Annotated in this window: 20 protein-coding genes; 12 read left to right on the top strand and 8 right to left on the bottom strand. The window is 46.2% G+C overall.

What is annotated here, in order from left to right:
• Positions 1-174 precede the first annotated feature (174 nt).
• Positions 175-741 (top strand): NADPH-dependent FMN reductase, encoded by a 567-nt coding sequence (locus NYE42_RS15595; RefSeq protein WP_144664230.1) that lies wholly within the window; start codon positions 175-177, stop codon positions 739-741.
• A 124-nt stretch (positions 742-865) separates the two neighbouring features.
• Entirely contained in the window at positions 866-1,510 is a 645-nt protein-coding gene (gene ycaC, locus NYE42_RS15600) for an isochorismate family cysteine hydrolase YcaC (protein WP_014418745.1), read from the top strand.
• A 280-nt stretch (positions 1,511-1,790) separates the two neighbouring features.
• Here ycaC and NYE42_RS15605 read toward each other — a convergent pair whose 3' ends face one another.
• Both NYE42_RS15605 and NYE42_RS15610 read right to left on the bottom strand, forming a co-directional pair.
• Positions 1,791-2,963, bottom strand: coding sequence for an iron-containing alcohol dehydrogenase (locus NYE42_RS15605; RefSeq protein ID WP_015418091.1), 1,173 nt, complete (start codon positions 2,961-2,963; stop codon positions 1,791-1,793).
• Between the two features lie 86 nt (positions 2,964-3,049).
• Positions 3,050-4,213 (bottom strand): iron-containing alcohol dehydrogenase, encoded by a 1,164-nt coding sequence (locus NYE42_RS15610; RefSeq protein WP_007408652.1) that lies wholly within the window; start codon positions 4,211-4,213, stop codon positions 3,050-3,052.
• Between the two features lie 231 nt (positions 4,214-4,444).
• Between NYE42_RS15610 and NYE42_RS15615 the strand changes: the two genes are divergently transcribed.
• Positions 4,445-4,681 carry a DUF378 domain-containing protein gene (locus NYE42_RS15615; protein ID WP_003152104.1) on the top strand — a complete coding sequence of 79 codons (237 nt, stop codon included), beginning with the start codon at positions 4,445-4,447 and terminating at the stop codon, positions 4,679-4,681.
• Positions 4,682-4,728: 47 nt separating this feature from the next.
• Here NYE42_RS15615 and yugI read toward each other — a convergent pair whose 3' ends face one another.
• From yugI to NYE42_RS15630, 3 genes are all read right to left on the bottom strand, one after another.
• Positions 4,729-5,121, bottom strand: a complete 393-nt coding sequence (yugI, locus tag NYE42_RS15620) for a S1 domain-containing post-transcriptional regulator GSP13 (RefSeq protein ID WP_007408653.1) — start codon at positions 5,119-5,121, stop codon at positions 4,729-4,731.
• A 196-nt stretch (positions 5,122-5,317) separates the two neighbouring features.
• Positions 5,318-6,487: an aminotransferase gene (locus tag NYE42_RS15625; RefSeq protein ID WP_095352724.1), complete on the bottom strand. Its 1,170-nt coding sequence runs from the start codon at positions 6,485-6,487 to the stop codon at positions 5,318-5,320.
• Positions 6,488-6,988, bottom strand: coding sequence for an Lrp/AsnC family transcriptional regulator (locus NYE42_RS15630; protein ID WP_003152098.1), 501 nt, complete (start codon positions 6,986-6,988; stop codon positions 6,488-6,490).
• A 152-nt stretch (positions 6,989-7,140) separates the two neighbouring features.
• Between NYE42_RS15630 and NYE42_RS15635 the strand changes: the two genes are divergently transcribed.
• Positions 7,141-7,962: an alpha/beta hydrolase gene (locus tag NYE42_RS15635; RefSeq protein ID WP_007408654.1), complete on the top strand. Its 822-nt coding sequence runs from the start codon at positions 7,141-7,143 to the stop codon at positions 7,960-7,962.
• Positions 7,963-7,986: 24 nt separating this feature from the next.
• Here NYE42_RS15635 and NYE42_RS15640 read toward each other — a convergent pair whose 3' ends face one another.
• The gene (locus NYE42_RS15640) at positions 7,987-8,247 is read right to left on the bottom strand and encodes a DUF1871 family protein (RefSeq protein WP_015418093.1); all 261 of its coding nucleotides are present in this window, start codon (positions 8,245-8,247) and stop codon (positions 7,987-7,989) included.
• An 86-nt stretch (positions 8,248-8,333) separates the two neighbouring features.
• On the opposite strand from NYE42_RS15640, the gene NYE42_RS15645 reads away from it, so the two are divergent.
• The 3 genes from NYE42_RS15645 to NYE42_RS15655 all read left to right on the top strand — a co-directional run bounded on the left by NYE42_RS15645 (position 8,334) and on the right by NYE42_RS15655 (position 11,337).
• The gene (locus NYE42_RS15645) at positions 8,334-9,497 is read left to right on the top strand and encodes a MalY/PatB family protein (RefSeq protein ID WP_015240471.1); all 1,164 of its coding nucleotides are present in this window, start codon (positions 8,334-8,336) and stop codon (positions 9,495-9,497) included.
• A gap of 122 nt (positions 9,498-9,619) precedes the next feature.
• Entirely contained in the window at positions 9,620-10,903 is a 1,284-nt protein-coding gene (locus NYE42_RS15650) for a HAMP domain-containing sensor histidine kinase (RefSeq protein WP_144664232.1), read from the top strand.
• A 47-nt stretch (positions 10,904-10,950) separates the two neighbouring features.
• Positions 10,951-11,337, top strand: a complete 387-nt coding sequence (locus tag NYE42_RS15655) for a kinase-associated lipoprotein B (protein WP_015240473.1) — start codon at positions 10,951-10,953, stop codon at positions 11,335-11,337.
• Positions 11,338-11,361: 24 nt separating this feature from the next.
• On the opposite strand, the gene kapD is transcribed toward NYE42_RS15655, so the two are convergent.
• Complete coding sequence (gene kapD / locus NYE42_RS15660) at positions 11,362-11,979, bottom strand: 3'-5' exonuclease KapD (RefSeq protein WP_003152084.1); 618 nt, start codon at positions 11,977-11,979, stop codon at positions 11,362-11,364.
• A 151-nt stretch (positions 11,980-12,130) separates the two neighbouring features.
• On the opposite strand from kapD, the gene NYE42_RS15665 reads away from it, so the two are divergent.
• From NYE42_RS15665 to NYE42_RS15675, 3 genes are all read left to right on the top strand, one after another.
• Positions 12,131-13,375: a multidrug efflux MFS transporter gene (locus tag NYE42_RS15665; RefSeq protein WP_342497045.1), complete on the top strand. Its 1,245-nt coding sequence runs from the start codon at positions 12,131-12,133 to the stop codon at positions 13,373-13,375.
• A gap of 89 nt (positions 13,376-13,464) precedes the next feature.
• The gene (locus NYE42_RS15670) at positions 13,465-15,339 is read left to right on the top strand and encodes a transglycosylase domain-containing protein (RefSeq protein WP_342497046.1); all 1,875 of its coding nucleotides are present in this window, start codon (positions 13,465-13,467) and stop codon (positions 15,337-15,339) included.
• A 21-nt stretch (positions 15,340-15,360) separates the two neighbouring features.
• Positions 15,361-15,774, top strand: coding sequence for a thiol-disulfide oxidoreductase DCC family protein (locus tag NYE42_RS15675; protein WP_014305710.1), 414 nt, complete (start codon positions 15,361-15,363; stop codon positions 15,772-15,774).
• A 14-nt stretch (positions 15,775-15,788) separates the two neighbouring features.
• Here NYE42_RS15675 and NYE42_RS15680 read toward each other — a convergent pair whose 3' ends face one another.
• Positions 15,789-16,346 (bottom strand): YufK family protein, encoded by a 558-nt coding sequence (locus NYE42_RS15680; protein ID WP_007408662.1) that lies wholly within the window; start codon positions 16,344-16,346, stop codon positions 15,789-15,791.
• A 174-nt stretch (positions 16,347-16,520) separates the two neighbouring features.
• Between NYE42_RS15680 and malK the strand changes: the two genes are divergently transcribed.
• Together malK and NYE42_RS15690 are read left to right on the top strand one after the other, a co-directional pair.
• Entirely contained in the window at positions 16,521-18,122 is a 1,602-nt protein-coding gene (malK, locus tag NYE42_RS15685; RefSeq protein WP_342497047.1) for a malate sensor histidine kinase MalK, read from the top strand.
• Positions 18,115-18,822, top strand: a complete 708-nt coding sequence (locus tag NYE42_RS15690; RefSeq protein ID WP_003152077.1) for a response regulator — start codon at positions 18,115-18,117, stop codon at positions 18,820-18,822. Before malK ends, NYE42_RS15690 begins: the two co-directional genes overlap by 8 nt.
• The last annotated feature ends 136 nt before the right edge of the window (positions 18,823-18,958 follow it).

The following is an 18,958-nucleotide window of genomic DNA, read 5'->3' on the forward strand; positions in this document are numbered from 1 at the left end:
GAGCAGGATGACATCCATCGCCAATCCCGATGGGACGTTTCTTTTTATACAGTACTCCTCTTGAGAGGCTGCCACGAAGGAATATTAAGGCATAAATGTCCAATTTTAAAAATAGTGTGTATATTTGGAGTATCGTGTTAAGATGAAAGTGATTTTAAACCGGGAGGTGATTTTATGACTAAAACCATTGGTCTTATTTGTGGAAGTTTACGAAAAAACTCGTATAATCGAGCAATTGCTCAATCATTGATTGACTTCGATAATGCGGCTCAATTTCGTTGGGTTGAAATAGACAGTCTTCCTTTTTTTAACGAAGATTTAGAAATTGCCGGAGCACCAGACTCCGTAACATCCTTTAGAGCTGATATACAAGACGTTGACGGCGTCATCATTGTAAGTCCAGAGTACAATTCCGGAATTCCAGGGGTATTAAAAGATGCATTGGACTGGGCATCGAGACCGCGGACCTCTTCTGTTTTAAACAGAAAACCGGTTGGCTTAATAGGAGCAACCCCCGGAGGGTTCGGTACTGCCTTTGGTCAAACGCAAATGCGAGAAGTACTCGAAGCTATGCAAGTCAATGTTTTGCCCTTTCAAAAAATGCTGATTTCGCAAGTCCATGAGAAAATTGATTCCGCTCAAAACATACTTACGGATGAACAAACAAAACGTTATCTTCAACGCTATTTACAACAGTTCATCCATTGGATTGATCATGCTCCGGTTCCCGTTCCAAATTAATTGAAGGATCATCCCCCTCACGAAAAGTCACCTCAGAAATAACTTTCTTTCTATACAGCATATGAATAGATTTACCGTTTTCAATTCACAAACTTACTTGCCTTAATTCAAGGAGGATGATAAAATGTCTGATCTTTATTCCCGTCTTTCAAAAGATGATGCTGCCGTGCTTTTAGTTGACCATCAAACCGGCCTTATTTCCGGTCTCGTGCGTGACTATGGCGTTGATGAATTTAAAAACAATGTATTGGCTCTCGGTGATACGGCTAAATTCTTTGATTTACCGGTTATTTTAACAACGAGTTTTGAAAATGGACCCAACGGACCGCTCATGCAAGAACTCGTTGATCTCTTTCCTGATGCGCCAAAAATAGCCCGTCCCGGACAAATTAATGCATGGGACAATGAAGACTTTGTTAAAGCCATTGAAGCGACTGGCAAAAAACAGCTGATTATCGCGGGGGTTGTAACAGACGTCTGCGTTGCTTTTCCTGCGCTTTCTGCCATTAAAGCAGGCTACGAAGTGTTTGTTGTGACAGATGCTTCGGGGACGTTTAATAAGCAAGTAGCAGATGCATCATTAACGCGTATGGCTCATGGCGGCGCGCAGCTTATGAACTGGTTCAGCGTAGCATGCGAGTTACAGCGTGATTGGCGCAACGATGTTGAAGGTTTTGGCGCATTAATCTCCAGTCATCTTCCCGGTTATCAAAACTTAATGGGAAGCTATATGGGGGCGCAGCGGGATCTTAGTACACAAAATGCATAAAAGGAGCGCTGATTGAATCAGCGCCCCTTTTTTAAATTCGCGGCTCTTCATGATTTAGATTTTGTGTAAATAGATGATCGGCAATCGCAAAGTCAATTGATCCTTTTCTGCTAAATGTACAGAAACAGGGAGTCAAATCCGCATCATGTGAGATTTCCATAGTTGTCTCATGGCAAGGGGTGTTTCACTTGCTCTTGATGCACTAATGAAGGGACTCCCAAAACGGTTACATCTGCATCTTGAAAATCTATTTCATCTTCACCCCGGCCGGGAATGTATCTTACAGTGACGCCTTTAAGATGGCAAGTACGTCATCTTTGTTCAGTTTTTGGAAATTGCCGAATCCGCCGTATTCCATTTCTTTTGCGGCGATGTCTGCGATCAGCTCAAGCTTGTCTTCACCGATGTCATAATCCGCAAGGCGGGACGGTGCGCCGAGGCTTGTCCAGAACGCGGACAATTTATCAATCCCTTCAAGCGCAATTTCTTTATCCGTTTTGCCTTCAGTATCAATGTCAAACATGTTGAGCATCAGGTTTTTAAAACGGTCTACATTTGTATCCAGCGTGTATCTCATCCAGTTCGGGAACAGAATCGCAAGTCCTCCCGCGTGAGGGATGTCATAAACCGCTGATACGGCGTGCTCCATCGTATGGGAAGCCCAATCGCCGAAATAGCCCATTTGCAGCGTGCCGTTTAATGCGATCGTACCCGCGTATAAAATCGTTTCACGGTGCTTATAGTTCTCAAGGTCTTCCAAAAGTTTCGGCGCTGTTTCAATTACCGTCTGAAGGACCGCAAAACACATTCTGTCCTGAAGCGGCGTGTTTTCAACATTGTGGAAGTATTGTTCAAATACGTGGCTCATCATATCCACCATGCCGTATACGGTTTGGTTTTCCGGAACGCTGAAAGTATTCTCAGGATCTAAAATGGAGAAACGCGGATGAGTGACATTGCTGCCCCATACGAATTTTTCGTTTGTTTCCCAATTTGTGATAACGGAATCAGGGTTCATTTCAGAGCCTGTCGCCGCAAGCGTCAGCACCGTGCCGAACGGGAGCGCGTCCTGCGCCGTTACTTTTTTGCTGTAAATGTCCCATGCGTCGCCGTCATATTTCGCACCGGCCGCAATCGCTTTTGTACAGTCGATGACACTTCCGCCGCCGACTGCGAGAAGGAAATCTATCTCATGCTGTCTGCACAGCTCAATTCCTTTATTTACCGTTTCCAGACGCGGGTTCGGTTCAACGCCCGCAAGCTCATGAACGGCTGCGCCTTCTTCTTTTAAGATGCCTGTTACTTGGTCATACAGGCCGTTTCGCTTAATGCTGCCGCCTCCGTATACAAGCAGCACGTTTTTCCCGTATTGCTTCAGCTCTTTTTTCAATTGGTCGATTTGACCTTTTCCGAAAATCAGTTTCGTCGGATTGTAGTACGTAAAGTTCTCCATTTATCATGACCTCCAAAAAAATCGTAAGGGAATTACTATAACACAGAAAAAAAGGAGCTGCCAATCCGGCCGCCCCCTTTATGTTATTACAATGATGCTTTCAGTATCGCAAGCACGTCTTCTTTCTGCAGTGACTTGAACTGTCCGAATGCTCCGTTTGCCATCGCTTTATCTGCAATCGTATCCAGCTTCTCATCAGAAATATCATAATCAGCGAGTCTGTTCGGAGCGCCCAGGCTCGTCCAGAAATCAGATAGCCTGCTGATTCCTTCAAGTGCGATCTCTTCATCTGATTTGCCTGTCTCGTCAATATCGAAGACACGGACGGCAAGCTGTTTAAAGCGGGCCGGATTTTCTTTGAGCACATGTCTCATCCAGTTCGGGAACAGAATCGCTAAACCTCCGGCGTGCGGTATATCGTAAACCGCTGATACCGCATGCTCGATGTTGTGTGTGGCCCAATCCCCTCTTGCGCCCATTGACAGCATTCCGTTTAATGCGATCGTGCCTGTATATAAAATCGTCTCACGAAGCTCGTAGTTCTCCAGATCATTGATCAGCTTCGGCGCTGTTTCAATCACCGTGCGCAGAAGCGATTCACACATCCGGTCCTGATACGGCGTGTTTGACGTGTGGTGGAAATATTGTTCAAACACATGGCTCATCATATCGACCATGCCGTAAATGGTGTGGTCTTTCGGAACGGTAAATGTGTTTACCGGATCGAGAATAGAGAATTTAGGGTAAACGAGCGGGCTCCCCCATCCGTATTTCTCTTGTGTCTCCCAGTTTGTGATGACTGATCCGGAGTTCATCTCTGAACCGGTTGCCGCAAGTGTCAGCACTGTTCCGAAAGGCAGCGCTTCTTTCGGCTGGTGTTTTTTCGTGACGATATCCCACGCGTCGCCGTCATATTTAGCGCCCGCCGCGATGGCTTTCGTGCAGTCAATGACACTTCCGCCGCCGACGGCCAATAAGAAATCGATGCTGTTTTCTTTACAGAGCGCAACACCTTTGTTCACCGTTGAGACACGCGGATTCGGCTCTACGCCTGCCAATTCATGTACGGTAACTCCCGCTTTTTTCAGAAGTTCGGTTACTTGATCATAAAGACCGCTGCGCTTAATGCTGCCTCCTCCGTATACGAGCAGCACGTTTTTTCCGTACGGTTTGATTTCTTCAGGAAGTTTTTCAACCTCTCCCTTTCCGAAAATCAATTTGGTCGGATTCCAATATGTAAAGTTTTGCATGACATCTCCTCCTTTGGATTTATATTATGCAGAAAGATGACGTTCAATGTAAAGCAATCCGCTTTTTTGACGGCGCATCACATGGTTTACAGACAGCGGCTTCCCGGGAAAGGCACTTGTACAGCCTGAGACAGTGTGTGATTTTACACGGCGGAGAATGTAGTATGCATAGATTCTTTGCTTTGTCACAATCTATAACTGTTTCACGAATTCATAGAGGAGGTTGTTTACATGAGTGTTATTCAGCGTATCTGTCTCGTATTAACGATTATCGGCGCTATTAACTGGGGACTGATCGGGTTTTTCCAATTTGATTTAGTAGCAGCCATCTTCGGCGGCCAAGGATCAGCTCTGTCGCGGATTATTTACGGCCTTGTCGGCATCGCCGGTCTGATCAATCTCGGCCTGCTGTTTAAGCCGAACGAAGAAACATCCCGCGAGGAAGCGGCAAATCCGGAAGTCAGATAAACATAAAAAAAGCACCGAACATACATATCCGGTGCTTTTTTTAATGATTATTTTTTGATAAGGTCTTTGCGGTTGGACTGTTCAATCCACTCTTCAAGCTTATCTTTCAATGTGTTGAAACCTTGCGGAGCAGATGTTTCTTCAGAAGCTTGAGCCGCTTTCGGTTTTCTTGGTTTGCTTTCTTTTCTTTCAGGCGCCGCTTGAGTCGCACGGATAGAAAGGCTGATTTTGCCTTTTTCTTCGTCAACCGCAAGTACTTTTACTTGTACTTCGTCACCGATAGAAAGGTGCTCGTTAATGTCTTTTACGAAACCGTGAGTGACTTCAGAAATGTGAACAAGTCCTTGAGTTTCTTCATCTAATGCAACAAACGCACCATACGCTTGTAATCCTGTTACTTTACCAGTGTAAACACTGCCCACTTCAAATTTTGCTGCCATTCATAACAACTCCTAAGTTAAATTAAATACAGATTATACGCAATTTAAAATTATATCATACAAGTTTGTTTTTCGCAAAGAGAACTTTTTTACATCATCATGTTTAAGCACAGATAAAGGAGGGTATACTATGATTACGAAGGCTTTCTAGTATTCCCCCCTTTTATTTGGATGCGAACCGGGTTCGTATCTTTTTTTATGCCCTTTTTTCAACAAACCGTTTGATTCTGACGAGCGCTTCCTGAATCTGCTCAATGGATGTCGCATAGGAACATCTGATGTAGCCTTCGCCGCTCGGGCCGAATACATTCCCCGGAACGACGGCTACTTTTTCTTCAATGAGCAGCTGTTCCGCGAATTCTTCTGAACTCATGCCGGTCGACTGAATGGAAGGAAAGGCGTAAAATGCTCCGCCGGGGTGGTGGCAGCCGAGTCCGATTTCGTTCAATGTCTCCACAATCAGGTTTCGGCGTCTCCGATAGCTTTTCTTCATTCTTTCGACGTCTTCCTGGCCGTTTTTCAGCCCTTCAAGCGCCGCGTACTGAGCCATGGAAGGCGCGCACATCATCGCGTGCTGATGAATTTTGAGCATGGCATCCCTGATCACGGGAGGCGCCGCCGTAAATCCGAGTCTCCACCCCGTCATGGCAAATGCTTTGGAGAAGCCGGAAATAAGGACCGTGCGTTCCTTCATGCCGCGGATGGCCCCCATGCTCGTAAATGGCTCATCATACGTCAGCTCGGCATAAATTTCATCGGCAAGCACGATCAAGTCGTGTTTTTCAGCGAAAGCAGCGATGGATTCAAGCTCTTCTTTCGAATAGACGGAACCTGTCGGATTTGACGGCGAGCATAGAAGCAGCGCTTTTGTTTTGTCCGTCAGGGCCGCTTCAAAATCGTCTGCAGATGCTTTGAAACCTTTTGCAGCGACAGTCTGAATCGGCACCGGCTTCGCCCCCGTCAAGGTCACGAGTGATTCATATGCGACAAAACACGGTTCGGGAATTAACATTTCCTCTCCAGGATTCATAATGGCGCGGACAGCGAGATCAAGCGCCTGGCTTGCCCCTACCGTAACGATCAGTTCACTGTCAGGCGAATAACTCAGGCCGAACCGCTGATCTAAGTAGCGGCTGATTTCTTCTCTCAGTTCATAAAGACCCGCATTTGCCGTATAAGCCGTATAACCCTGTTCTAAAGAAAGAATACTCGCTTCCCTCACGTTCCAGGCCGTCACAAAGTCAGGCTCTCCCACTCCCAGTGAAATGACGCCTTCCATCGTGGCGGCCAGATCAAAGAACTTGCGGATGCCTGACGGTTTAATCTGCTGCACGTAGTCAGATAAATAAGAAGTCTTCGTTTCCATTTACGGAGACACCACGATTCTTTTGTCATCGTCTCCGCTTTCAAAGACTTTGCCGTCATGCTTATATTTTTTCAGGATGAAGTGCGTTGTCGTGGAAACGACAGACTCAAGGGTGGACAATTTTTCAGACACGAAGCTTGCCACGTCTGACATCGTGTTGCCGCGAATAACGACAGATAAGTCATACACCCCTGACATCAGGTACACTGATTCAACTTCCTGGAATCTGTATATCCGCTCAGCGACTTCATCAAAGCCGACATTTCGTTTCGGAGTGACTTTTACGTCAATCATCGCCGTGACGCCTTCCAAACCGTCGACTTTGCGCCAGTCGATCATCGCCGCATAATCAATGATGACTTTTTCCTTTTCAAGCTTTTCAATGATGCTTTTGACTTCTTCGGCGGGAATGTTTGCCATTTTCGCAATCGTTTCCGCATCAACGCGGCTGTTTTCGTCTAAAATTTCTAATATTTCTGTTTCTTTTTCGGTCAGCTTCATACGTTTCACACCTTTGCATTATCAAAAATCTTCATGACATTATATCACGATTTTCGACAAATGCTAAGAAAAACCCGAAAGAAACCAGAGCTAAAATCTGACAATCAAAAAAGCCTTTACATTACAACAAAGAAAGGACGGCGAAGGCTCTCATGGAAGCTGTTTCACCGATTAAACGGGCCGCGATAGACGGAGTTGAGCTGTATTACGAGCATTATGAAAATCCCGGCAGACAGACACTCGTCTGCGTACACGGTTTTTTATCTTCGGCATTCAGCTTCAGAAAACTGATCCCGCTGCTCAGAAACCATTATGATATTATCGCCGTTGACCTGCCTCCTTTCGGGCAATCGGAAAAGTCACGGACTTTCGTATATACTTACGCAAACCTCGCCAAGCTTCTGATCGGACTTCTGGAAAAGCTCGGTATCAGCCGGGCCGCACTCATCGGCCATTCAATGGGCGGCCAGATTTCCTTATCCGCGTCTCTTCTCAGACCCGAGCTTTTTTCTAAAATCGTCCTGCTGTGCAGCTCAGGGTATTTAAAGCGCTCGCACCCGTCGATTATATTCGGGACGCATCTCCCTTGTTTTGACCTGTATCTTAAGTATTGGCTTTCAAAAGACGGCGTGCTGAACAACCTGTTAAATGTCGTTCACGACCGGACGCTTATCGATCAGGAAATGATTGACGGTTACGAAAAACCATTTACAGACCGCCAGATTTTCAAAGCGATGACAAGGTTTATCAGACACAGGGAGGGCGATTTAGAGCCCGAGGATTTGAAGAAAGTGCAAAACCCCGCTCTTTTAATCTGGGGAGAAGAAGACCGTGTCGTTCCGGTCTCAGTCGGAAAACGGCTTCATGACGACCTGCCGGATTCCATTCTGTATTCACTCAAGGATACGGGGCACCTCGTACCCGAAGAGCGCCCGGAGTTTGTTTCGGAGCGGATTTTTGAATTTATTCAATAAAAAAACCGGCGGAACCGCCGGTTTTTAAGGGGTGCAGGAGCTGCTTTCTTTTATGAACAGAAGCTGCTCGGCGGCCTTTTGGCAGCCTTCGATCGGAAGCTTTCGCTCAAATGAAGCTTCAAAGATATCCTGAATGGCTGCTGCCAGCTTGTCGGCACGGTCTTCACTGTAGACGGCCTGAACGATATCGACGGCTTCTGTCTCATAAAAATCTTCTCCATATTTAAACGGATCCCACTTGGCAATGATTTTCATCATTTCCATGACCGCTTGGCTTTCTTCCATTTTCATCACCGCTTATAATAAAGTTTGCAATTCTATTTTATCATAGATACGCTGTGCAAAATAATGATACTACAGGAGTGACATACATGAACTTTGATCTTCGAGAAAACCGTCTTGGCACACAATCGGTGAAATGGGACAAGGCGGAAGCGTTATTCGGCGTATCGGATGCGCTTCCGATGTGGGTTGCCGATATGGATTTCCGCGCTCCCGAAGCGGTCACTGACGCCTTAAAAGCCCGCCTTGACCACGGCATATTCGGTTATACGTCTCCTGACGAAAACACAAGAGAAGCCGTCGCTTCATGGCTTGAGACGCGGCACGGCTACCGGCCCGATCCCGCAAGCATAGCGTTCAGTCCCGGTGTTGTCACGGCAATCAGCATGGCCGTACAAGCCTTTACCGAACCGGGCGATCCGGTGTTGATTCAATCACCGGTGTATACGCCTTTTTATCAGATGATCAAGGAAAACAAACGGCAGGTTTTACATAACCCGTTACGGGAAGAAAACGGCGTCTACTGTATGGATTTTGAGGATCTTGAGAAAAAGCTGAACGATTCTGAGGTCAAGCTGATGATTCTTTGTAATCCCCACAATCCGTCCGGCAGAGCGTGGAGCCGGGATGAGCTTATGAAGCTCGGATCGCTGTGCGCCGCCCATAACGTCACCGTCGTTTCTGACGAGATACATTCCGACTTGATGCTGTACGGAAAGCCGCATACGCCTTTCGCTTCTCTGTCTGAGGAGTTTGCGCGGATTTCCGTTACTTGTGTCGCGCCGAGCAAGACGTTTAATATTGCCGGCATTCAGGCATCCGCCATTATCATTCCCGATCGGTATAAGCGGGCAAAATTCTCCGCCGCATTGCATCAGAACGGAATTTCCAGCCTCAACACATTTGCGGTTGCAGCAATCGAAGCGGCTTATACAAAGGGAGGCCCTTGGCTTGACGCGCTGATTCCTTACATTGAAGGGAATATGAAATTGGCTGAGGACTTTTTAAGAAAAGAATTGCCGAAAGTCCGCATGATGAAGCCTGACGCTTCCTATTTGATCTGGATGGATTTCAGCGAATACGGATTTTCAGATGCCGAGCTCAAAGAAAGAATGCTCAAAAAAGGGAAAATCATATTAGAGCCGGGAACAAAATACGGACCGGGCGGCGAAGGATTTATGAGACTTAATGTCGGCTGTTCAGCCGCCGCCGTAAAAGAAGGGCTTGAGAGAATGAAAGCAGCGCTCGCTTAGCAGCGGAAAGAACGCCTTTATCAGATGAGATAAGGGCGTTCGCTTTAGAGAAATATATACTTTTTTTTCCGGTAAAGATGTTATAATAGATTCATATTTACATAGGAAAGGATTTCGCATAAATGGAGATTGTAAAGGATTACCTGCTTCACTTCTCTTTTATTTTATTCCCTATTTTTCTTTATCAAGTCTTCTGGCTCAGCAAGCCCGATTTGCTTGTGCCGAGAGCGAACCGCCTGCTGGTCGCCGTATTTGCAGTGTCATCTTCCTTATTATGTACGGCTTTTCCCATCCAGGAGCTTCATTCCGTCCGTTACGGTTTGCAGCTGATTCCCATTATCGTCTGCCTGCTTTATTCCGGTACCGCCGCAGGACTTGCCGCAGGGGCGGCATCCGTTTTTTTTCAGCTCATATGGTTTGAACCTTCCGCTCTTTTTTTCTTATCCTTAATTCCTTTTTTAATCATCATCCCTATCCAGCTCCAAACGAAATGGCCTTTTTTTTCAAAGCGGAAGAAACTGCTTTTCGCTCTTCTCATCGGCTGCACTGAAACCGCCTTATTAACCGCATCTGTCTTCATCTATTCCGCGACCAATATTTTCAATTTTCAAAATCTATCTTCCGTTTATTATGAGGCGGCAGTATCTGTTTTTTTTCAAGTCAGCGCCCTTTTGCTGTGCATTTATTTGATTGAGATCATTGATGAGAATGCGTCCATGCGGGCAAGGCTGATTCACTCAGAAAAAATGGCCGTCGTCAGCGAGCTTGCGGCAAGCGTCGCCCATGAAGTCCGCAATCCGCTTACGGTCGTCAGAGGTTTTGTGCAGCTGCTGTTCAGCGGCGAGCAGCTTCAGGACAAATCCCACTCCGGATATCAGAAACTTGTGCTGTCCGAACTCGACCGGGCTCAGACGATCATTACGAATTATCTCGATATGGCGAAGCAGGATGACTATGAAAAAGAAAAGTTTGATATTTCTCTGCTCGTAAAGGAAACAGGTTCCTTAATGGAGTCTTATGCCAATTTTAAATCGGTGACCGTTACGGTTCGAAGCGAGCCTGATTTATATGTGTTCGGCGATGTAAAAAAACTGAAACAGGCCTTCATTAATCTGATTAAAAACAGTATTGAAGCCGTGCCCTCTGAAAACGGCCGAATCGAGGTCTCCGTCCAAAAACAGGAAGAGATGATTCTCATTCAGATTACGGATAACGGAATCGGCATGTCCGATGAAGAACTGCAGAAACTCGGCAAGCCGTATTATACGCTGAAAACGAACGGCACCGGGCTCGGGCTTACCGTGACATTCTCGATTATTCAGCATCATGAAGGCTCCGTCTGTTTCACCAGCGGCGAGCACTCGGGCACAACGGCCTCAGTCAGGCTTCCGGCAGCTGTTCACTAGCCAACCGCGTTGATCTTTTATAGAATAACTAGAGAGAGGTGAACGCTATGAATACGTTTGAAATCGGCACAATCGTAAAAGGGTTTTATAAAACAGGAGCATACATAGGGGAAGTGACAGACGTCAGGCCCAATCACTATTTAGTGAAAATTAAAGCCGTTCTGACGCATCCCGCTCAAGGAGATCTTCATCATCCGAAGCAGGCGGATGTTCCGTTTTTTCATGAAAGAAGAGCGCTTGCATTCGGGGAACAGACAAACATACCGCATCAGATGGTCAAACCGTTTGATGGCGAGGTGCCTGATTATACGGCTTCCTTACAAGCGGCGTCTGCCCGGCTGAAAGATCAGCTTACAGCGGACGGCTCAGAATGGGCGGAACGTTCGCTCGACAACTTGGCCGCGTTAGAGCGTGACTATTTTAAAAGAACTTGACCCAGTCGGCATGATTGGGTTTTTTTATGTGGCCCGGCGAAACAGTTCAGTCAGATCGACGCGATCACCGATCGTCGGAGGTTTCGGTTTTTCAAGATATTGTTTATCCCGCTCGACAAGCTTGAATAATTTGTATGTCGTCCGCGCATCATCCAGCGCTTTATGATGCGTGCCCGTCCCTTTATCGCCATACTCTTCTGCCGCTTTCCAAAGGCCGGTCAATGTTCTGTCGCCGAAGAAATTTTTGTATTCAAGGGACAGATCCCGAAGTTCTCCTTTGAACGGAAAAGGGATGTGGTTAAACATGCAATTTTGCTTTAACACTTTCATATCCATATTGCCCCAGGTGACGATCGTGCAGTTTTTATCAGGATCAAGCTCATTTAATTTGCGGATGAATTCATTAAACGTGATTCCGCCGTCCACGTCTTTTTGGGTGATGTTCAGAAAGGTTTTGCATCGTTTCGTCAGCTTCGGAAATTTTTTCGGTTTGATATAACTCGAAAACGTTTCAGTCACTTCATCATTCACTGTCTTGACAATCCCCGCTTCAATAATCTCGGGAAAGAAATTTTGCGGGCTGTATTTTCCGTCAGGCATTGTAAATTCAAAATCAATAATGAGCAGACTGCGCTGATCCACTTTTTTTACACCTGCCTTTCCTCCGATCAAAAATGATATTTTATGATAGTATATCAGTTTCCCCTCTGAAACTTTCTTCATTTTCTAAAAATAATGAATTTTCCTATATCCGCATCGAAAATACAAATACCGGATTCATTCCTATATACTAATGATTAGATACACGAAAAGTAAAGAAGGTGATGTTATTTCTGTCCGTAAGAAGAACTTCGTCGTCATTTGGATTACAAATTTCTTTATTTCCGCCAGCATGACCATGATTGTTCCGTTTCTTTCGTTATATATCGAAACGATCAGCCCCCATTCGGGCGGGTATGTGCAGAGATGGAGCGGGTATGTGTTCGGCGTCACGTTTTTAATGGCGTTTGTGATTTCCCCGTTTTGGGGCAGATTCGGCGATAAGCGCGGCTACAAAAAAATTCTCTTGATTACAGGAACCGGCATTGCCGTCAGCATTTTATTGATGGGGTTTGTGACATCCGTTTATCAGCTGTTTGTCCTGCGGCTGCTTATGGGTCTAGTAACAGGCTTTGTTCCGACATCGCTTGCCATGATTTCGGCGCAGACGCCGAAAGAGACTGCCGGGAAGACGCTCGGCACGCTGCAGATGGGTCAGGTGTCAGGCACTTTATTCGGACCGATGCTGGGCGGGCTGCTCGCTGACAGCTTCGGGTTTACGTACACGTTTTTTATTACGTCTTTTGTTATTTTCGCATCCGTGCTTCTCGTTTTATTTCAGGTGAATGAGCAGCCGCTCGGCGAGAAACAAAACAAGCGGAAAACCTATTCCAGAAAACAGGTGCTCTCTTATATTTTTCACCAGCCCGCGCTTTGGGCGATGATGGTGCTTACCATGATCGTGCAGACCGGCAATTTCAGTATTCAGCCGCTGCTCGCTTTATATGTCAATGAGCTGCACGGACCTGTTAATTTAGCTTTTTTCTCCGGAATGGCGTTTTCAGCGACCGGACTCGGAAGCTTACTGCTTGCCCGGAAATGGGGGGACTTCGGCGACCGCTTCGGCCACAGCCGGATCTTAATCGTGCTTTTGATTGCCTCAGCGGTGTTTTTCATTCCGCAGGCGCTCGCCTCCTCCCTCTCCATTCTGTTAGTCTTCAGATTTCTGTTCGGCATGGTCATGGGCGGCACGCTCCCCTGCATTACGGCCGCAATCCGCGTCAGGGCGCCGGGCAGCATCCAGGGAGAGGTGCTCGGCTATAACGTCAGCTTTCGTTTTCTCGGAAATGTGCTCGGCCCTCTGCTCGGAGGTGCGGTCTCAAGCGGTTTTTCCATTTCGGCTGCTTTCTACGTCACCGCCTTTCTCTTTTTAATAGGCGCGGGGCTCTTATGGATGGCGGGACATCTGCACAAGGATACAGCGTCAAATGCGGGCTGACCGGCAGCGATCACGATTTCTTCTAAATTTAACCTTCTCGTATTCTTAAAAGAATGATACGATATGGCTAGAAATCAGGAGAAAAGAGAGTGACCATGGTACGTAAAATAATCGGATGGATTTTGCTGCTCGGCATTATCCCGTTGTGTGCATTTACAGTTATTGCTTCCGGCAAAGAGGTAAAACAAATCAAGCCTTTTGATCAGGTGCTCGATAAACATATTGATTTAAAAGCGATCAACCTGGTTCAAAACAGTTACATGTATGACAGGGACGGAAGCCTTGTTTCTGAGATTGTCAGCGATCATGAGAACCGCGTGATCGTGCCCTTTAATAAAATACCGAATGAGGTAAAACAACTGTTTTTAACCTCTGAAGACCGTCATTTTTATGAGCATAAAGGGTTTGACTTTATGGGGATGGTCAGGGCGGCCGCCTCCAATTTCAAAGATCATAAAATTGATCAGGGCGCCAGCACCATCACCCAGCAGCTGGCAAGGAATGTGTATTTAAGCCATGAACGCACCTTCAGCCGAAAACTGACGGAGCTGGCCTATTCCTATCAGCTTGAGAAAAAATACAGCAAAGATGAGATTTTAGAAGGCTACTTAAATACGATTTATTTTAATAACGGCGTATACGGTGTCGGTTCGGCGGCACAATTTTATTTCAGCAAGCCGCTGAAATCTCTCACTTTGGGAGAAATGGCCTTTATCTGCGCCATCCCTAATAACCCTACATTATATGATCCTCTCAAGCATTTTGATTATACGAAAAAGCGACAAGTCAGATTGCTTAACGGATTAAAAAAAGCAGGCGTTATATCCGGGAAACAGCTGAAAAAAGCCGAAAAGGAAAAGATCAAGCTTGATATAAACGAAAAAACAAATAAATATCCTGACTATGTTTCCTATGTAAATGATGAATTCACACAGCTTGTTTCATCATCCGAAGGCTATGACAAACGTCTTGAAAAAGCTTCCGGAAAGGCGAAACAAAAAATACAGAGTGAGCTTTCAGACAGAGTCAGCACATTGTTAAAAGACGGCGTGAAGATTTATACGGCGCTGAATCCGTATATGCAAAACCAGGTCGTCGCCCAAGTGAATCAAAATCTGCCGTATGCAGGTGTCCAAGGCGGAGCGGCCGTGATTAATCATCAGACACATCAGATTATCGCGCTTTCAGGCGGGAAAGATTATCATAAATATGATTTCAACCGTGCCTATCAGGCATACAGACAGCCCGGTTCATCCATTAAGCCGCTGCTTGATTACGGACCTTACATTGAAAAGACCAGCGCAACGCCACACAGCAAGATTGACGCAAGCAAATTCTGCAGTGCGGATTACTGTCCGCAAAACTACAATAACCGCACGTACGGTACGGTCACGCTGGAAACGGCGTTTAAATACTCGTACAACACACCAGCCATCAGAATCATGGACCGCGTCGGCGTCAATAAGGCGTTCAGCTACCTTGAACCGTTTCATTTCGCGAAGCTGGTCAGCGCGGATTACCGTCTGCCTGCGGCGCTTGGCGGTTTTACAAACGGCATGACGCCGCTTGAAATGACCAATGCGTACACCACGTTCGGCAACAACGGCGTTTATACGCCGAGTCACGCGATTACAAAAGTGACTGATTTAAAAGGAAAAACGATATTAAAATGGAAAGATGAGCCGACGCAGGTATTCAGCGTGCGGACCAACATGCAGATCAAAGAAATGATGAAAGCCGTCGTCAAGAGCGGTACAGGAAAGAAAGCGAACTTTAAAGCTCCGTACGTCGGCGGAAAATCAGGAACGTCAAATGACTATCACGATATGTGGTTTGTCGGCCTGACGGACGCTTATACGATGGGGGTATGGGTCGGCAAGGATACACCGTCAAGCGTCGAATACCTTCATGACGCAAGCCCTCAGCTTTCGATCTGGAAAAACACGCTGCAGGCAGCTTATTAAAGATAACGGAGGGGATCCGCTTTGAAACCAGCTCAGCTTCCGGACCGCGTACTTTTGTTTGACGGCGTCTGCAACTTATGCAGCGGCGCCGTTCAATTCATCATTAAACGCGATCCGGCCGGCAAAATCTCATTTGCATCATTGCAATCAGATACCGCCCGGGAGCTTTTGGCATCAGAAGGACTTCCGACAGAACAATTTGACAGCATGATTTTTATCGAAAACGGGCGGATATACAAAAAATCCGCAGCCGTGTTAAAGGTTTCCCGTCATCTCCGCGGAGCCTGGCGGCTGTCAGCGGTTTTTTTCGCAGTGCCCCGCCCCCTCAGGGACAGAGCCTATTCTTTCATCGCCCGGCGCCGTTACAAATGGTTCGGAAAAAGGGAAGCATGCATGCTCCCCTCCCCTGAGATCAAAAACAGATTTCTGTCTTAACAAAAATGGCTAGCTTACACAGGTAAGCTAGCCATTATGCTATTATAAAGCTTGATAAAGATGTACAAAATACCGATAACAAAAGTAAACCAAAACAGAATCTCAAGCAATATAAAACCGATCAGCGAAACGATCGAGAGTGTCGAATAGATTCTGTACACCATGAAAATCAAATAAACGAGCGTAACAACGGCAAATAACGCCGCAATCCAAAAACCATTCTGCACGAGCGCAAAGGAAAGAATTCCTCCGCCTACATAAATTAAAGAGCCTAATCTGATTTTTTTCAGATTGTCCCCTTCAGGGTCATTTGTGAAAAACAAAAGAGACAGCTCTGTCACTGTGTTTGCAATCAGCTTCAAAGCCGAAAAGAGCATAAAATACACAAGGGCGAACGCTGCAAAAAGCGCCAGTCTGATCCCTTTCTCAGAGAAATAATCCAGCATCCCCTGATACATGCCGAGCGTCTGAAGTATCTTCATGACATAAAGCGAGGTAGAAATGGATAATGACGAACTAAAAAGCAGAATCGCAACGAGCGGAAAATAACCCGTCCAATAAGTATTTTTCATATAAAAAGTCCCTTTCTGTAATCTACCTCACTTATTATGGAGGACTTAAAACACATTGACAAGATAAAAAATACCATTTTTCCTCACTTTTACGAAATAAGGGCCTGATCTTCACAAACCGGCTTTTTCGGAGTAAAGTAGAACGCGGGAATGATAAACGTAAGGAAGGCTGTTATGAAAAAAACATTAAAATTGCAAACCCGATTAACGATATTCGTCTGTATTGTCGTCCTTATCGCACTTTGTATCACCTTTTTCACGATCAGCGTCCAAACAGCAGACCGCGTGAAAGAAGAAGAACGGACGACCGCGCTGCGCACCGCAAAGCTGGTCGCGGAAACACCGAGTGTCGCGCGGGCATTGCAAACAAGAAAAGGGCTGAAAGAGCTCCGGGATTATACATTAGACGTCCAGCATACGACAGGAACCGAATTTGTCGTGGTGATGGATATGAACAGCATCCGCCTCACCCACCCCGACGCAAATAAAATCGGGAAGAAATTCACCGGCGGAGATGAACAGCCGGCGATGCACGGGCATATCAAAACGAGCACATCAGCGGGAACTCTCGGAAAATCCATGAGAGCCTTCGTACCGATCTATGGAAAAGATAAAAAACAAGTGGGCGTCGTTTCGGTCGGAATTTCGCTTAACAAAATACAGGATGTCGTCAGCCACAGTTTGAGACCGCTTTATTTCATCATCTGCGTAAGTATTTTTGTCGGCGTCATCGGAGCCGTCATTGTCGCCCGCACCGTCAAAAACATTATGTACGGTCTTGAGCCTTATGAAATCGCCACCCTCCTGGAAGAGCGGAGCGCCATGCTCGAATCAACGAAGGAAGGCATCCTGGCGGTTGACGCGCGTGGAAAAATCAAGCTTGCCAATGCGGAAGCGAAACGGCTTTTTATTAAAATGGGTATTCCGACTAATCCGGTCGATCAAGATGTGAACGATATTCTCCCGAAAAGCCGGCTGAAACAAGTGATTGAAACGAAAAAACCGCTTCAGGACAGGGATATCCGCATTAACGGGCTTGAGCTGGTCTTTAATGAGGTTCCGATTCATCTGAAAGGACAAACCGTCGGAGCGATCGCCACTTTCAGGGACAAAACGGAGGTCAAACATTTAGCAGAACAGCTGTCCGGTGTTAAAATGTATGCAAACGCATTAAGAGCCCAGTCTCATGAATTCATGAATAAGCTTCATGTTATTTTAGGGCTTGTCCAGTTAAAAGAATACGATGATCTCGGCACTTACATTAAAGACATTGCCATTCAGCAGAAGACGGAAACAAGCGAGATTATAAGTGATGTCAAAAGTCCGGTTCTCGCAGGGTTTCTTCTAGGAAAACAAAGCTACATACGCGAACAGGGCGCTGATCTGGACATTCAGCTCGGCAGCCTGATCCCGAATGCGGCGGATCCGGCCGCCATCCATGAGCTCATTACGATTATCGGAAACCTGTTAAACAACGCGCTCGACGCGGTGGCGCAGATGCCGAAAAAAAACATTACGTGCTCGATGCGGTTTCAGGATCGCCAGCTTGATATAGAGATTACGGACACGGGAGCCGGAATGTCTGCGGCAGACCAAGCCCGTATTTTTGAACAAGGTTATTCCACGAAAGGGACAAACCGGGGGTTCGGCCTCTATTTCACCCAGCAGGCAACAGAAAATTTAAAAGGCCATATGATTGTGACAAGTGAAAAGAATGAAGGAACGACTTTCAGTCTTCGCATTCCGTATGAACCGAAGGAGGAAAATGATGATTAATGTACTCATAGTTGAAGACGACCCCATGGTGGGTGAATTAAATAAACGCTATCTCAGCCAGATTGAAGGATTTCAGCTGAAAGGGATCGCATCATCCTTTCAAAGCGCGCTGCACGTGCTGAGCGAGCATCATATCGATCTCATCCTTCTTGACATTTACATGCCGGGAAAAAACGGGCTTGAGCTTTTAACGGAAATCCGCAAACAAAATGAATCGGTTGATGTCATCGTCATTTCGGCCGCAAGCGAGCTGGACGTCATCAAAAAAACGCTTCGGTACGGCGCCGTCGATTATCTAATCAAACCATTTGAATTTGACCGCTTTCAAACCGCTCTTTCCGACTACAGACGCAAGCAGAAAGTTTATCAATCACACAGAAGCATGACACAGAAAGAATTGGATGCCGAGCTTTTTCAAAAGAAAGAAGCGGCGGAAAAGGTTCACCTTCCGAAGGGATTGACAAAAAGCACGCTTAAACTCATCTGGGCGAGCATTGAGTCTTTCGGTGACGGCTCTTTTACCACAGAAGATCTCGCCAAGCATACTGAAATCTCGCAAGTCTCCATCCGGAAATACCTTAAATTTCTGGAAGACATACAAGTGCTGAATGTAGAGATGGCGTACGGCACGATCGGCAGACCCGTCTTCCAATATCATATCAACACCGGCAATGTCAGCAGCATCAAACAATATTTATAATGTCAAAAAGCGCCGTTCCGCTGTGAACGGTGCTTTTTTACTGTCATATCCCGTGACAAAAGGCTTGAGATTCCTTTTTTGTATGCTATATAAGGATAATGACCTGGCTGATCCTCCTCTGTTTTATCCAGATGAG

Origin of the sequence: Bacillus sp. FSL K6-2865, assembly GCF_040311405.1 — a bacterium.
GTDB lineage: Bacteria > Bacillota > Bacilli > Bacillales > Bacillaceae > Bacillus > Bacillus velezensis.

Coding starts and splice junctions, on each gene's coding strand:
- NYE42_RS15595 (WP_144664230.1), top strand. CDS start 175: ATGACTAAAACCATTGGTCTTATTTGTGGAAGTTTACGAAAAAACTCG.
- ycaC (WP_014418745.1), top strand. CDS start 866: ATGTCTGATCTTTATTCCCGTCTTTCAAAAGATGATGCTGCCGTGCTT.
- NYE42_RS15605 (WP_015418091.1), bottom strand. CDS start 2,963: ATGGAGAACTTTACGTACTACAATCCGACGAAACTGATTTTCGGAAAA.
- NYE42_RS15610 (WP_007408652.1), bottom strand. CDS start 4,213: ATGCAAAACTTTACATATTGGAATCCGACCAAATTGATTTTCGGAAAG.
- NYE42_RS15615 (WP_003152104.1), top strand. CDS start 4,445: ATGAGTGTTATTCAGCGTATCTGTCTCGTATTAACGATTATCGGCGCT.
- yugI (WP_007408653.1), bottom strand. CDS start 5,121: ATGGCAGCAAAATTTGAAGTGGGCAGTGTTTACACTGGTAAAGTAACA.
- NYE42_RS15625 (WP_095352724.1), bottom strand. CDS start 6,487: ATGGAAACGAAGACTTCTTATTTATCTGACTACGTGCAGCAGATTAAA.
- NYE42_RS15630 (WP_003152098.1), bottom strand. CDS start 6,988: ATGAAGCTGACCGAAAAAGAAACAGAAATATTAGAAATTTTAGACGAA.
- NYE42_RS15635 (WP_007408654.1), top strand. CDS start 7,141: ATGGAAGCTGTTTCACCGATTAAACGGGCCGCGATAGACGGAGTTGAG.
- NYE42_RS15640 (WP_015418093.1), bottom strand. CDS start 8,247: ATGGAAGAAAGCCAAGCGGTCATGGAAATGATGAAAATCATTGCCAAG.
- NYE42_RS15645 (WP_015240471.1), top strand. CDS start 8,334: ATGAACTTTGATCTTCGAGAAAACCGTCTTGGCACACAATCGGTGAAA.
- NYE42_RS15650 (WP_144664232.1), top strand. CDS start 9,620: ATGGAGATTGTAAAGGATTACCTGCTTCACTTCTCTTTTATTTTATTC.
- NYE42_RS15655 (WP_015240473.1), top strand. CDS start 10,951: ATGAATACGTTTGAAATCGGCACAATCGTAAAAGGGTTTTATAAAACA.
- NYE42_RS15665 (WP_342497045.1), top strand. CDS start 12,131: ATGATTAGATACACGAAAAGTAAAGAAGGTGATGTTATTTCTGTCCGT.
- NYE42_RS15680 (WP_007408662.1), bottom strand. CDS start 16,346: ATGAAAAATACTTATTGGACGGGTTATTTTCCGCTCGTTGCGATTCTG.
- malK (WP_342497047.1), top strand. CDS start 16,521: ATGAAAAAAACATTAAAATTGCAAACCCGATTAACGATATTCGTCTGT.
- NYE42_RS15690 (WP_003152077.1), top strand. CDS start 18,115: ATGATTAATGTACTCATAGTTGAAGACGACCCCATGGTGGGTGAATTA.